General features: G+C 68.7%; 10 protein-coding genes. 8 read left to right on the top strand and 2 right to left on the bottom strand.

Annotated features, from left to right (window positions below; translation table 11 throughout):
- The 7 genes from OV090_RS01130 to OV090_RS01100 all read left to right on the top strand — a co-directional run bounded on the left by OV090_RS01130 (position 1) and on the right by OV090_RS01100 (position 9,602).
- Positions 1 to 1,002 (top strand): amino acid--tRNA ligase-related protein, encoded by a 1,002-nt coding sequence (locus OV090_RS01130; protein ID WP_267701576.1) that lies wholly within the window; start codon positions 1 to 3, stop codon positions 1,000 to 1,002.
- A gap of 339 nt (positions 1,003 to 1,341) precedes the next feature.
- Positions 1,342 to 2,415: a tetratricopeptide repeat protein gene (locus tag OV090_RS01125; RefSeq protein ID WP_267701575.1), complete on the top strand. Its 1,074-nt coding sequence runs from the start codon at positions 1,342 to 1,344 to the stop codon at positions 2,413 to 2,415.
- Between the two features lie 50 nt (positions 2,416 to 2,465).
- Positions 2,466 to 3,269, top strand: coding sequence for an energy transducer TonB (locus OV090_RS01120; protein WP_267701574.1), 804 nt, complete (start codon positions 2,466 to 2,468; stop codon positions 3,267 to 3,269).
- Positions 3,270 to 3,507: 238 nt separating this feature from the next.
- The gene (locus OV090_RS01115; RefSeq protein ID WP_096332814.1) at positions 3,508 to 4,245 is read left to right on the top strand and encodes a MotA/TolQ/ExbB proton channel family protein; all 738 of its coding nucleotides are present in this window, start codon (positions 3,508 to 3,510) and stop codon (positions 4,243 to 4,245) included.
- Entirely contained in the window at positions 4,245 to 4,769 is a 525-nt protein-coding gene (locus tag OV090_RS01110; RefSeq protein WP_267701573.1) for a biopolymer transporter ExbD, read from the top strand. Before OV090_RS01115 ends, OV090_RS01110 begins: the two co-directional genes overlap by 1 nt.
- 244 nt (positions 4,770 to 5,013) lie before the next feature.
- Positions 5,014 to 5,460, top strand: a complete 447-nt coding sequence (locus OV090_RS01105) for a biopolymer transporter ExbD (protein WP_267701572.1) — start codon at positions 5,014 to 5,016, stop codon at positions 5,458 to 5,460.
- A 59-nt stretch (positions 5,461 to 5,519) separates the two neighbouring features.
- Positions 5,520 to 9,602 (top strand): thrombospondin type 3 repeat-containing protein, encoded by a 4,083-nt coding sequence (locus OV090_RS01100; RefSeq protein WP_267701571.1) that lies wholly within the window; start codon positions 5,520 to 5,522, stop codon positions 9,600 to 9,602.
- Positions 9,603 to 9,724: 122 nt separating this feature from the next.
- Here OV090_RS01100 and OV090_RS01095 read toward each other — a convergent pair whose 3' ends face one another.
- Positions 9,725 to 10,468 carry a hypothetical protein gene (locus OV090_RS01095; RefSeq protein WP_267701570.1) on the bottom strand — a complete coding sequence of 248 codons (744 nt, stop codon included), beginning with the start codon at positions 10,466 to 10,468 and terminating at the stop codon, positions 9,725 to 9,727.
- A 167-nt stretch (positions 10,469 to 10,635) separates the two neighbouring features.
- Between OV090_RS01095 and OV090_RS01090 the strand changes: the two genes are divergently transcribed.
- Positions 10,636 to 11,529: a hypothetical protein gene (locus tag OV090_RS01090; RefSeq protein ID WP_267701569.1), complete on the top strand. Its 894-nt coding sequence runs from the start codon at positions 10,636 to 10,638 to the stop codon at positions 11,527 to 11,529.
- Positions 11,530 to 11,708: 179 nt separating this feature from the next.
- On the opposite strand, the gene OV090_RS01085 is transcribed toward OV090_RS01090, so the two are convergent.
- Positions 11,709 to 12,965, bottom strand: coding sequence for an ATP-binding protein (locus tag OV090_RS01085; RefSeq protein WP_267701568.1), 1,257 nt, complete (start codon positions 12,963 to 12,965; stop codon positions 11,709 to 11,711).
- Positions 12,966 to 12,999: the final 34 nt, after the last annotated feature.

Genomic DNA, 12,999 nt, shown 5'->3' with positions numbered 1-12,999 from the left:
ATGGCGGCCGAGCTCGGCGGGCTGGCCTGGCCCGCCCGCGTGCAAATCTGGGACGCCGCGCTGGCCGCCGTGCGCGGCTATTTTCGCGACCAGGGCCTGCGTGAAGTGAGCACCCCGGTGCGCGTGCCGGCCGTCGCGGTCGAGCCGTTCATCGACCCGATCGCCGCGCCGCCAGGCCTCTTGGCGACCAGCCCCGAGCTGGCGATGAAGCGGCTGCTCGTGCGCGGCAGCGGGCCGATCTTCCAGATCGCGCACGTGTTCCGCCGCGCCGAGATCGGCGAGCGTCACAGCGAGGAGTTCCATCTCGTCGAGTGGTACCGCCTCGGCGCCGACCTCGATCCGCTGCTCGCCGACGTCGAGGCGCTCGTCGCCCGCGTGTTCGCTGCGACAGGTTCGAACGGACATGTCCCGAAGACCTGGCAGCGCGCGCGCTTCCTCGAGGTCGTGACCGCGACCTGCGGCGCGGCGCTGCGCGGCGACGAAGACCCGGGGCAGCTGCTCGCCGCGCTGCCGCCGGCGCTTGCCGACGAGGTCGCGCGAGCGGCGGACATGAGCGCCGGCGCCGAGCCGCGCGCGCGGACGCTGCTCGCCTGGACCGCGTTCTTCACTGCCTGGTCGGACATGTTCTTCGAGACATGGCTGAAAGGACATGATGGCACGCACCTGGTCGACTTCCCGGCGCCGCTGGCCGCGCTGGCGATCACCGACCCCGGCCGGCCGTGGCTGGCGCGGCGGGCCGAGTGCCACGTCGGCGGGCTGGAGATCGCCAATGGCTACGTCGAGCTGCGCGACGCCGAGGAGCAGCGGCGCCGGTTCGCCGCGGTCAACGAGCTGCGGCGGGTCCACGGAGCGCCGGCGCTTCCGATCGACGAGGACTTCCTGGCCGAGCTGCCGGGGCTGCCGCCCTGCGCCGGGATCGCTCTCGGCCTCGACCGCCTGATCACCCTCGCAGCCTGCCGCACGCGCCTCTCCGACGTCTCGCTCGCCCTTGCCGGTGGGTGAGAAGACCCGATGCAGAAGGGGCTCGGGCGATCCACGGCCGCGACCCGGCAGGCGGTGAGGCAGGGCGCCGCCGCCGACCCGACCCACCGGCGAGAACCGACGCCCGCGGCCCTGGACGGTGGTACGGCGCCACGGTGCGGCGCGCGCTGGACGGATGGCTAGGGCGAACGAAGATCGGCGGATCGGACCGAGTTCGGACGCCCCACCGTGCAAACCGCCTCGCACGGGCGTCGTGGGCTTGCGGCCCCGCCGCCCGCACTCAAGGTCGCCGCAACGGCCGCGCTCGGAACCGCGGGGCGTCTTGAACTCCCCTCACATCTCTGTACACTGGCGCTCTCCATGCGTCCGATTCTCGCCGCAGTTGCCGCGTGTGCCCTGTTCCTGGCGCCCGGCTGCACCAAGATCGCCGCGCGCGACTTCATCCGCGAAGGAAACAACTTCTACGCCAACGGTCAGTATCGCGAGGCGATCGAGAAGTACAACGAGGCCGAGAAGCTGGAGCCCGACCTGGTCACGCTGTTCTGGAACCGCGCGTGCGCGGCCGAGAGCATCGTCCTGAAGATCAAGGATCCGAACCAGCTCGCCGACCGCAAGGTCTTCACCGACCTCGCGCTGTCCGACTTCAAGACGTGGCTCGACCGCGCCGGCAACGAAGTGACCGATGCCGACCGCGAGGCGTACCTCAACCACCGGCTCGCGCTGCTCGACGCTGACGAGCGCTGCGACGACCTGCTGTCGTACTTCCTCGAGAGGCACAACCAGGAGCCGAAGGAAGAGGGCTGGTACACGCGCATCGCCAAGCAGTACGAGACGTGCGGGCGCACCAAGGACGCCGACGAGTGGTTCGTCAAGCGCACGGTCGACTTCCCGACCAGCGTGCGCGCCTACCTGGCGCTGGCGATCCGCAAGCTCGAGCGGCTCTATCCGGAGCCCGACAGCGGCGTGCAGTACAACGCCAACTTGTCGGAAGAGGAGCGCCTGGCGCTCGCCAACGAGGCGATCGCCCTCCTCGACAAGGCGACGATGATCGACCACAAGTTCATCGAGGCGTACATCTATCGATCGATCGCGTACACCCAGCGGCAGCTGGCGCGCCGGTACGGCGACGATCCGACGCAGAACACCGCCAACGAGAACCTCAACATGATCCTCGCGCGCGAGGACGGCCTGTCGGCGTGGCGGCAGCAGAAAGCCATCTGCGACATCAAGGTCGAGCCCGAGTGCCCGACCGACAAGGTGCCGGAGGGCCCGTGCTGCATGCTGGCGCCGCGCCCGATCTCCCTCGAAGAGGAAGCGTCCGACGCCGAGCGCAAGAAGGCGATCGAAGAGGAGATCCGATTGCTCGAGAGCGGCGGCGAACCGGAGCCGGTCAAGGGCAAGGGCAAGAAGGGCAAGGGGCAGGGGAGCAAGTAGCCGCAGCGCCCGCCTCTGGCGCGGGCGTTCGGGGCCAGTGAGACCGCACCATGTTTGAACACTATCTCACGTACCAAAACTCCGACCCCAAGCGTCAGCGCCGGATAGCGATCGCTTCGGTCGTGTCGGGCACGCTCACCTTCTCCGGCATCATCTTCGTCTGGGCCGCGAACAAGATGAACATCACCAAGGTGGACCCGCCGACGGTCCAGTTCTTGATGGTGCAGATGAGCGCCGAGGAGGCGGCACCGCCACCGCCGCCGCCGCCGCCGCCGGCCGCTGCCGAGACGCAGGAAGAAGAAGAGAAGGAAGAGATCCCCGAGGAGGATGTCCCGGAGGAGATCGTCCAGCCGAAGGAGACGCCCGACAAGGTGCCCGACGTGAAGAAGTCGGCGGGCGGCGCCAAGACCAACGCGGTGCCCGGCGGCGTGCCCGGCGGTGTGCCCGGCGGTGTGCCCGGCGGCGTGCTGGGTGGCGTCCTCGGCGGTCAGCTCGGCGGTCAGCTCGGCGGCGTGGCGACCAAGCGGGACGTGACCCAGGCGACGGCGCCGAAGCCGATCGCGGTGGTCATGGGCAACGCGATCTACAAGCCCGACCCCGAGGCCAACAAGCTCGCCGCGACCAAGGCCGGCATGTTCGACAAGCGGCCCGGCACCGTCTCGGTGTTCTTCTGCGTCGACGTCGACGGCAAGACCGCCGACGTGAAGCTCAAGAAGAAGTTCCCCCACAACGACCCCAAGGTCGACGAAATCTGCCGCGATACGGTCAAGAAGTGGCGCTTCAAGCCCTTCATGGTCGGCGGCAAGGCGACCAAGGTGTGCTCCGAGGTCGACTTCAACATCAAGTTCAACTGACTTCACGGCCCTCCGGGCCTGCTCGCCACACGGCCCCATCCGGGGCCTGCTCGGGCCCTTCGGGCTGCTTCGACGGCTCTCGACCTTCCTCCGTTTCCCGGCCCAGCCATTCGACTTCCGGCCTCGCGGTCACAGGCCGCCGGCCTCGAAAAGACCCCACTGCACGGCCCCTTGGGCCTGATCCACCGCACGGCCTTCAGGCCCTCAGCCGACCCCAACGAGAAGACAGGCATCCGACATGGAGCTCATGGACATCACCACGCTACTCGCCAACACCGGCGGAACGGACTTCTCCCTCGCAGGCATGTGGGAGCAGATGGGCATCTTCGCCAAGGTCATCTTGGTGTTGCTCCTGCTCATGTTCCTGCTGTCTCTGGCGATCGTGCTGGAGCGCCTGCGGGCTTACTCGCGGTCGCGGCGGCACTCGATCCAGTACATCATGCTGCTGCGCAACTTCTTGCAGGAGCGCAAGCTGCAAGAGGCGGTCGCGGCGGCGCAGACCCACGGCGACAGCCCGCTGGCGAAGGTCGTGGGCGCGGGCCTGAACGAGTACATCAAGGGCATGGAGGCCCTCAACGAGGAGGGTCCCGAGGACGTCGGAGACTTCGACCTCGTCGACGCGGTCAACCGCCAGCTGGAGCGCGCCAAGGAGCGTGAGACGGCCAACCTCAAGCGCGGCCTGACCTCGCTGGCGACGGTCGGCACGACGGCGCCGTTCGTCGGCCTCCTCGGCACCGTGGTCGGCATCATCAACTCGTTCCAGGGCATCTCGTCCGACGGCGGCGGCGGTCTGTCGTCGGTCGCGGGCGGGATCTCCGAGGCCCTCGTCGCCACCGCCGTGGGCCTCCTCGTCGCCATCCCGGCGGTCGTGATGTTCAACTCCTTCAACGCGCGGGTCGAGGGCTTCCAGATCGACATGAACGACGTGGCGTCGGAGCTGATCGACTTCGTCCTCAAGGAAGGGCGCTACCCCTGATGTCCGCTTCCACGAGCTCGCGCCGTGGCGGCAAGGGCGGCAAGCACCGCCGACACGTCGCGTACAAGAGCGACCACGGCATCCAGCCGGCGCAGGCCAATAGCGACATCAACGTCACCCCGCTGGTCGACGTCTGTCTGGTGCTGCTCATCATCTTCATGGTGGTGACGCCGATGCTCGGGCGTGGCGTCGCGGTCCAGCTGCCGACGCTGAGCACTGCGACGATGCACAAGGAGGGCGACCAGGTGTTCGTCTCGGTCAACGACGACGGGGCCTGGGTCGAGACGGACATGTACACGGAGAAGGAGCCGTTCCTCGCCCGCCTCGACGAGGACCTCAAGATCGCCTCGGGCAAGGCGCTGGCCAACGACTACAAGGGCCCGATCCTGTTCGTCAAAGGCGACAAGGGCACCCAGTGGGGCCGGGTCAAGACGGTCATGGAGTGGATCACGGGTAGCAACGTCCAGATGCAGGACGTGGCCCTCGTGGTCGAGGTCGCCAATCAGTCCGGACCTGCGACCTGAGGGTCTGTGATGTCGCGGCCGGTCGAGCGGCCGGGCCGCACCGACCCGGCGCTGTCGGCCCCACGTCACCGACCTTCACATCACGACCTCCCCGCGTCCGAACTCAGTCCGAACCAAACCCCGCCCAAACCCTGCGGCGCGCCCCTCCCCGAGGCGCGCCGCTTGCGTTTTTCCTATACCTCCGCGGCAAACGGCGGTAGGCTAACAACAGCGCGAGCCCCCGGCGGCTGCGAAGGATCGCCTCATGAGCATGTCAGCAGGCGGCTCCAAAAAGGGAGCCCAGAGCGATATCAACGTCACCCCTCTCGTCGACGTCTGTCTCGTGCTGCTCATCATCTTCATGGTGATGCTGCCGAAGAACGTGCCCGAGCTCTCGGTCAAGGTGCCGCCCGAGAGCAAGACGCGGCAGAAGCCGCAGCCTGAGAGTGAGAACCTCGTCCTCGGTCTGACGAAGGACGGGGCCATCACGCTCAACCGCACGCCGGTCGAGAAGTCGAGCCTCAAGGACACGCTGGAGAACCAGCTCAAGTTCCGCGACAAGAAGGTCATCTTCGTCAACTTCGACGACGACGCCGTCTACGGGCTCGCGGTCGAGGTGCTCGACATCGCCAAGCACTCCGGCGCCGACGTGCTGGGCATCATGAAGAACAAGGACAAGCCGACTCCGGACACCCTGCGGCAGAAAACCTAACCGACTCGATGAGCAGGACCGTCGCCATGCGTAACAACCTCCTCCGTAGCATTCCCCGCTTGTCGCGCCCGATTCACCGCGGCGACGCCGGTACCGGCGCTTGGGCCCTCGCCGCGCTCGCCATGTTCGGCGCCTCGACCGCGCTGGGCGGCTGTGTATCCGACCCCGATTGCGGCGTGTGTGATCCCGAGAATCTGATCCTCGAGACCGTCGCGGGCGTGAACTATGCCGGCAAGGTCGTCAAGCTGCTCGGCCCCGAGTGCGAGGGCCCTGACTGTCCCGGTGAGATCAACAGCGGCAACTACTTCGTCGAGAAGGTCATCCCCTGTCTCGAGACCGAGGAGGCGATCGAAGCTCCGCGCGGTGCTCAGGAGTGGTGCAAGGTCTCGCCGCTGATCGTCACCGACGGCCTGCAGTTCATCTTCAACAACCTGCTGGATCCGCAGTCGGTCGAGCTCGTCCGCAAGTCGCCGGTCAACCCGCAGCTGTTCGAGGTCTACGACTGGAAGACGCGCATCGTCCACCTCGAGGGTCCGATCACCCGCTACAACGGCGACTATCGCCCGGGTTCGCAGACTCAGCCCGACCAGATCAACCGCCTCGTCAACCTGGCGTGTATCGACAACCTGTCCAAGACGGGCCAGGCGTTCGACCACAACAACGTCGACGACAACACCTGTGACGGCCTGTTCGTCGACCCGACGACCAAGAAGACCATCCCGCTGAAGATGCGGACGGGCGAAGAGGTCAAGACCTACACCGGCGAGACCGACGCCCGCCGCGCCTCGCAGTCGTGCACGACCCCGCAGGACGGCGTCGACACCTGCTGCGACGCGTGTGACTACGAGCTGTCGGTCAACGTCGCCAAGTACGGCGTGACCAAGAGCGTGCCCGCGGATCAGGAGGCGAGCCGCGACCAGCTGGCCAGCCCCAACGCCGGCACCGCGATCAAGTGCGACCTGATGGGCGACAAGTTCGCTCAGTGTCGCGACTTCATCCCGTACGTGAACCGCACCGAAGAGGTGCGCAAGTTCGCGTACGCGTGGGGCGGCGAGAAGGGGACGTTCCGCCTGCCGCTGCAGGACAAGCTGCGCGAGACCCATCCCGATCAGCGCCCCGACGGCGTCGAGCAGCTGAACGTCCCGTGCCAGACCGACGAGGACTGCGCGGCCAAGCCGTCGCCGAACCTGCCGGGCATGAACTGCGTCGGCACCAAGGACGGCGCTGCGTGCACCGGCAGCGATCCCGACTGTCTGGAAAAGGTCTGCCGCGCCGAGTGGTTCGTCGAGTGCCGCGTCGAGCCGGCCACGACCGGTGAGCAGGGCTTCTGCGTCGACAAGCGCTGGAACGGCACCGGCATCGCGGCGTGCTACCAGACCGACGCCCCGTACCCGATCTGCCTCGACGAGAGCTGCACCCAGACCAAGTCGGAGTCGGCCGGCAACGCCAAGGGCCGCCGCTTCGCCTTCGCCGACGCCGACATCAGCAACACGATCTCGGCGCTCGAGGGCTGCCGTGGCGAGCTCAGCGGCGGTCAGCTGCCGGCCGAGTGCGATCCGTACTTCCAGTCCGGCGTGAAGCCGACGCCCCGCTACGACCGCAAGGAGACCCTGCCGAGCATCGCCCGCAACTGCGTGTGCGAGGAGTCGCCGGCGGCGGGCTGCACCGACCTGGTCGCCTCGCTGTGCCACGAGGGCGGCGACATCAGCAAGCCGCTCATCAAGGAGAAGATCGGCCAGTACGCGCTCAAGTTCGTGTCGAAGAACGGCGGCGTGATCTACGACCCGGCGATCAAGGGCGTGCTGTTCCTGCCGGCCGACCTCGGCGCGATGCCGCGGAGCTTCGCCGAGACCTGCTCGGCGGGCCGGGCCAAGGGCGCCGGTGCGCTCAACATCAAGGACGGCTGGCGCGGCAACGACAACGGGTTCTTCGAGAACTACGAGAACTTCGACCGGGCGATGTGCTCGAGCTCGACCTACAAGATCGTCTTCAACGACGAGACCTCGAAGGACGACGACGGCAACATCCTGCAGTACATCCGCGACAAGGTCGGCAACACGCTGCGGGACAAGGCGACCTACGTCATCCACACGCCCGACTTCCACGTGGTCCCGGGCAGCGGCTTCCCGACCAACAACCTGCGCATCGGCGCGTGTGACGACTTCGAGCTGCGCTTCTCGAACAAGTACGACATGAGCCCGTCGAACCTGGAGAAGCTCCAGATCATCGAGCTCGGTGGTACCGACGAGGAGCCGGTCGAGGGCAAGGTCATCGCCGGCGGCGCCGGTTGCGCCAAGACTGCCGAGGATCTCGAGTCTGGTAACGGCAGCGTCCCGTGCCTGTCGGTCAACGTCCGCGACCAGGACATCGGCTCGGTCCGCGTCGAGATCGACGCCAAGGAGTTCGGCGCCATCCTGCAGCCGAACACCGGCGACAACCCGGTTCGCTATCGCTTCAAGGTCCCGGGCCTCACGCTCGCCGACGGCGAGGACGTTTTCGAGGCGATGAAGAATCGCCCCGCCGACTACGCGGCCGCGTTCTGGGACGCGTGCGGCATGCCGCTCGTGCTCAGCATGCCGAAGATCGACGCCGAGGGGAACGTGGCCAAGGGCGGCAAGGCCGGCAAGCCCGACTTCTGGTACGACTTCGAGATCGACTCGCCGAAGTGCAAGGAAGACCTCGATCTCGACGGCTTCCCGTTCTCCTGCGACAACGCGCCCGACGACTTCAACCCGGACCAGATCAACAGCGACGGTGACGAGGCCGGCGACGTGGTCGACTTGTGCCCGACGGTGGCGACGATGAACACGCAGGCCGACACCGACAAGGACGGTCTCGGCAACGAGTGCGACTTCTGCACGCGTCCGGTCACCACCTACAACAAGAACGCGGAGGCGGCCACGGCGTCCGAGCGCATGCGCGTCCGCAACATCCCGGACAACTCGGACTTCGACCGCGACGGCATCGGCGACGTCTGCGACAACTGCATCACCGTGCCCAACTGCGGCGACTTCGGCGAGGGCGGCAACCTGACCCCGGCGAAGATCGGCGACGCGGTCCCGTTCAACAACGACGGCCAGTGCCAGGTCGACAACGACGCCAACCCGTTCATCGGTGACGCGTGCGCCGACCTGATCACGATGGGTGGCCAGGGCGCGGCCGGCCCGGTCGGTTTCGGGCCCGAGGATGACTTCGACCAGGACGGCGTCGCGAACGGCGACGACAAGTGCCCTCGTCAGCGCGTCAAGGCCTGCACCGAGGACGCCGACTGCGGCGGCGAGGACGTGACCTGCGCGGCCGGGTTCTGCAGCAACCACTCGGACTTCGACGGCGACGACATCGGCGACATCTGCGACACCTGCCCGTTCGTCGGCAACCCGCAGCAGGTCCAGATGGGTATGTCGGAGGAGAACGACGCCGACGGCGACTTCGTCGGCTTCAACTGCGAGACCAACAGCGAGTGCTTCGAGACCCCGGACGCGCGCCCGATCGCGTTCTACGACAAGGTCGCGCCCTCGGGCATGTGCTGCACCACGGTGTTCCAGCCCGACACGATCGACGCCCCGCGCCTCATGCCCGACGGCGAGCCGCTCGAGCGCGACGAGGTGGAGCGCCTGATGATGGAGTACCAGGCCGCCCGCGAGGCGTGGGCCATGGCGATGGACGGCAGCGAGCCGCCCAAGCCCCCGCTGTTCGTCCCGCTCAAGGCCGACTGCGGCGGCGAGGGCCCCGACAAGTGCCGTAAGCTGACCGAGAAGGTCATGAATACTCCGGGCGTCGTCAACCTGCCGCCCGGTTGCGCCGAGGCCGGTCAGCCGCTCTCGCTCGACAGCCCGAGCATCAACGGCAACGCCGACGAGCTTTACAAGTTCATGTGCACGCTGCCGCAGCGCGACCAGGACTTCGACGGCATCGGCGACTCGTGCGACCTGTGCCCGTTCGCCTTCGATCAGGACAACACCCTGTACAAGGACCAGAACAACAAGGTGTGGCCGAACTTCGGCCAGTACTGCAGCGGCGTGTGGAACGTCGACGTGGCGCCGCGCCTGCTCTCGCAGTGCGGTGACCTGTCCGAGGACGTGGGCATGACCGGCACCGACACGATGATGACGACCAGCGGCTCGAGCACCACCGGCGGCTGAGCCGAGCTGGACGAATGACGAAGAAGGGGCCGCTTCACGCGGCCCCTTCTTTTTTGCGGCTCACGTCGGGTTCGTGGCCGCGGAAGCGTGCGTGCGCGGGCGAGGCGGGCCTGGCCCGGGGTTCAGATCGACACTGCTGGCTCGAAGCGCCAGACCGCGCGCAGGTCGCCGCCGGCGCTGCGAGCGGCGATCTCGGCTGCGACCTGCTCGAGCTCGTCCGCGGCTCGCGGCGCGCCCTCGTAGAACAATCGGCCGCCCTGTCCTTCGGGACCTGGCTCGAACCAGCAGTCGAGGTCGTCGAGGGTGAGGATATGGCCGCGGCGGAGCCGTAGAATGATGTTCTCGGTGGTCAGGGCGTCGTCGAATTCTTCGCGCAGCTTGCCGATCCGGCGCGCCTCGTCGCTGAGCCCGGCGAGGTCGCCGGCGACCACCGTGTGCAGCTCTCCGAGCCCGCGCAGGCCGTCGATCTCGCCCTCGCCGCCCCAGAAGCGGCCGCGGACGTAGACGTAGGGCGGGGCCATCACGCCGGTGACGCCGGCGATCTGGCGGGCGGCCTGCGGCTGGTCGTGGAGGTTCATGCGGCGGAAGGCGATGCCCTCGGCGGTGAACACGGCGGACACGCGATCGGTGGCCGCGTCGCCGGGGTAGCCGAACACGACGACGACGATCGGATCGGACCTGTCCAATGGTTCATCCTGCGGCGCGGGCTCGCCGGCGGGCGGCTCGGGGCGGGCCTCGTGACGCCCTCCGAGCGCCGCGGCGCGCTCCTGCACCTGCTCGATGAGCTTGCGGCTGGTCTCGCGGACACCCTCGGGGAGGTGCTTCTCCGCCATCGATTGCGCCTTGCGCAGCAGATCTCGCAACACGCGAGGACAGTAACGCGAACACCCGAGGGCGACCAGAGCGCGCCCGCGACGGGCGGAGCGAGACCCCGGCGACGCGGCGCGCAGGGATTTTCGCGCGCGAGCGGGCCCGGCCGTTCCGAATCCCGCCGCCCCTCGCAGATCCGTGGTATGGGTCTGCCTCGCGCCCGATGTTGCGGCTCACGCTCCACCTCGTGCTCGCGGCCAACTTCGCCGTGAGTCCCGTTGCCGGATCCAAGGACAAGCCAGCGTCCAACTGCCGCAACCCGAGCGCCCTCTACGAAGAGGGCCTCAAGGATTACGATCAGAAGTTCACCAAGGCCGCGATCGAGAAGTTCGAGGCGGCTCACAAGTGCTCGAAGAACCCGCTGATCCTCTACAACATCGGGCTGGCCTACAAGCGCCTCTACGACACCGAGCAGCAGCCCGACCTGCTGCACGCGGCCAAGAAGGCGCTGGTCGAGTATGTCGATGCGATCGAGAAGGACCCGACGCTCGGCGCCGATCCGGAAGAGGTGAAGCCAGTGCTGGCCGAGATCGACGCCGAGATCGAGCGGATCCGTCCGCCCGAGGTGGCGCCCGAGCCGGAACCGCCGCCGCCGGCGCCCGATCCGGTCGACCCCGGCAAGCCGCGGCGCCTGCTCGGCATCGGGCTGATGAGCGGCGGTGGAGCGCTGACGGTGGTCGGCGTGGCGGTGAGCGCCGCGTTCGCCAGCAAGGGCGCCCGGCTGCACGACCAGCTCAACGGTGACGGCGGGATCTACGAGCAGCTCGAGGCGGGCGGCTGCGGGCTGACGCAGGTCGACGACGCAGTGGGCGCCGACACGATGACCTGCGACGCCCTCCGCAGCGAACGCCAGGACCTCAAGACCGACGGGGCGCGCGCCAACGGGGTCGCGTTCGGGATGATGGCCGTCGGGGTCGTCGGCCTCGGCCTGCTCATCGGCGGCGCGGTGGCGTTCGCCCAGGGCAAGCGGGCCACCGCCGAGTGGGAGTCGAGCCAGCGCGCCCGCGTGCGCGTGCTGCCGACGATGGGCGGGTTCGTGCTGCAGGGTCGCTTCTAGGCGGCGTTCGCGGTCGAACGGTTCGCGGCGTCGCGCGTCGGTCGCCTCGGGGCGCTGCGGCGCGTGTCGAGCCGAGGCTCGTGCGGCGCGAGGACCGGGGGCGAGGCCGCGTTCGCGGCCCTGGGCCGGGATGAGCGAAAGGACATGTCCTCACGGGCATGTTTTTAGGAACATGTCGTTCAGGACATGCCCTGAAGGCCACGGGGCAGCAGCAGGGTGAAGCGGGAGCCGCGGCCGAGCTCGCTGTCGACGAGGATGTCGCCGCCGAGGAGGCGGGCGAAGCGGCGGCTGATGGCGAGGCCGAGGCCGGTGCCGCCGTAGCTGTGGCGGGCGTCGTGGACCTGCGAGAAGTCGCGGAACAGCAGCGACAGCTTGTCGGCGGCGATGCCGATGCCGGTGTCGGCGACGCGGAAGGCGATGAACTCGCGGTCGCCCTCGTGGGCCACCCGCACCGCCAGCTCGATCTCGCCGCGGGCGGTGAACTTGATCGCGTTGCTCAGCAAGTTGAGCAAGATCTGGCGCAGCTTGGTCGCGTCGGTGATGATGTCCCCGAGGCCAGGTTCGAGCGCGAGCCGCCAGCGCAGCGGCTTGCCGCGCAGCTGCGGGCGCACGGCGGCCTCCATCTCCTCGGCCAGCGGCGCGAGCGCGACCGACTCGCGCCGCAGCTGCGGCACGCCGGCTTCGAGGCGCGCGAGGTCGAGGATGTCCTCGATGACGGCGACGAGGTGGCGACCCGAGCGGTCGACGGTCTGGATGTCGGGCAAGAGCTGGCCCAGACCGGCCGCGGTGGCCTCCTCGCGCAGCAGCTCGGCGCAGCCGAGGATCGCGTTCAGCGGGGTGCGCAGCTCGTGGCCCATGTTGGCGAGGAACACGTCCTTGGCGCGGGCTGCGGCGACGGCCTCGGCGCGCGCGCGGGCCAGGTCGGCCCGCTGCTCGGCGAGCTCGCGCTCGCGGCGATCGAGCTCGAGGCGCGCGGCGGCCTGGCGGGCCAGCGCGAGCAGGCCGCGCCGCTGGTCCTCGGTGAAGCGGCGCGGGACGACGTCGAGGACGCACAGGGCGCCCAGCGGCTGGCCGTCCAGGCCCGGCAGTGGGGCGGCCGCGAGGGTGCGAAGCCGGGGCCCGGCGGCCACCAGCGGGTGCGCGGCGAACCGCGGGTCGGCGGCGAGATCGCTCAGCTCGAGCGGCTCGTCGCGCGGGATCACGGAGGTACAAAAGGACAGGTAGGGCGAGGCGTCGACGACGTCGAGGCCGACGCTGGCGGCGAGCCACGCGGAGCCCTGGTCGGCGAGCGCGAGGAGGACGATCGGCGCGCCGAGCAGCGTGGCGGTCAGGCGCGTGAGGTCGTCGAAGGCCTGCTCGCGCGCAGAGCCGACGGCCGCACGCTCCGGCGCGGCCGCAGGCTTGGCCTCGAGCTCAGACGACGCGGCCCACTCCACGCCTCTACGATACTCGCCGCTTCGAGCCCAGCAA

The organism is Nannocystis sp. RBIL2, from assembly GCF_026626745.1.
Lineage (GTDB): Bacteria > Myxococcota_A > Polyangia > Nannocystales > Nannocystaceae > Nannocystis.
The sequence above is the reverse complement of the archived record's forward strand: the minus strand, read 5'-3'. Positions and strand labels throughout refer to the sequence as shown.

Excerpts from the sequence above, each read along its gene's own strand:
- OV090_RS01130 (WP_267701576.1), top strand. The coding sequence starts at position 1 with ATGGCGGCCGAGCTCGGCGGGCTGGCCTGGCCCGCCCGCGTGCAAATC.
- OV090_RS01125 (WP_267701575.1), top strand. The coding sequence starts at position 1,342 with ATGCGTCCGATTCTCGCCGCAGTTGCCGCGTGTGCCCTGTTCCTGGCG.
- OV090_RS01120 (WP_267701574.1), top strand. The coding sequence starts at position 2,466 with ATGTTTGAACACTATCTCACGTACCAAAACTCCGACCCCAAGCGTCAG.
- OV090_RS01115 (WP_096332814.1), top strand. The coding sequence starts at position 3,508 with ATGGAGCTCATGGACATCACCACGCTACTCGCCAACACCGGCGGAACG.
- OV090_RS01110 (WP_267701573.1), top strand. The coding sequence starts at position 4,245 with ATGTCCGCTTCCACGAGCTCGCGCCGTGGCGGCAAGGGCGGCAAGCAC.
- OV090_RS01105 (WP_267701572.1), top strand. The coding sequence starts at position 5,014 with ATGAGCATGTCAGCAGGCGGCTCCAAAAAGGGAGCCCAGAGCGATATC.
- OV090_RS01090 (WP_267701569.1), top strand. The coding sequence starts at position 10,636 with ATGTTGCGGCTCACGCTCCACCTCGTGCTCGCGGCCAACTTCGCCGTG.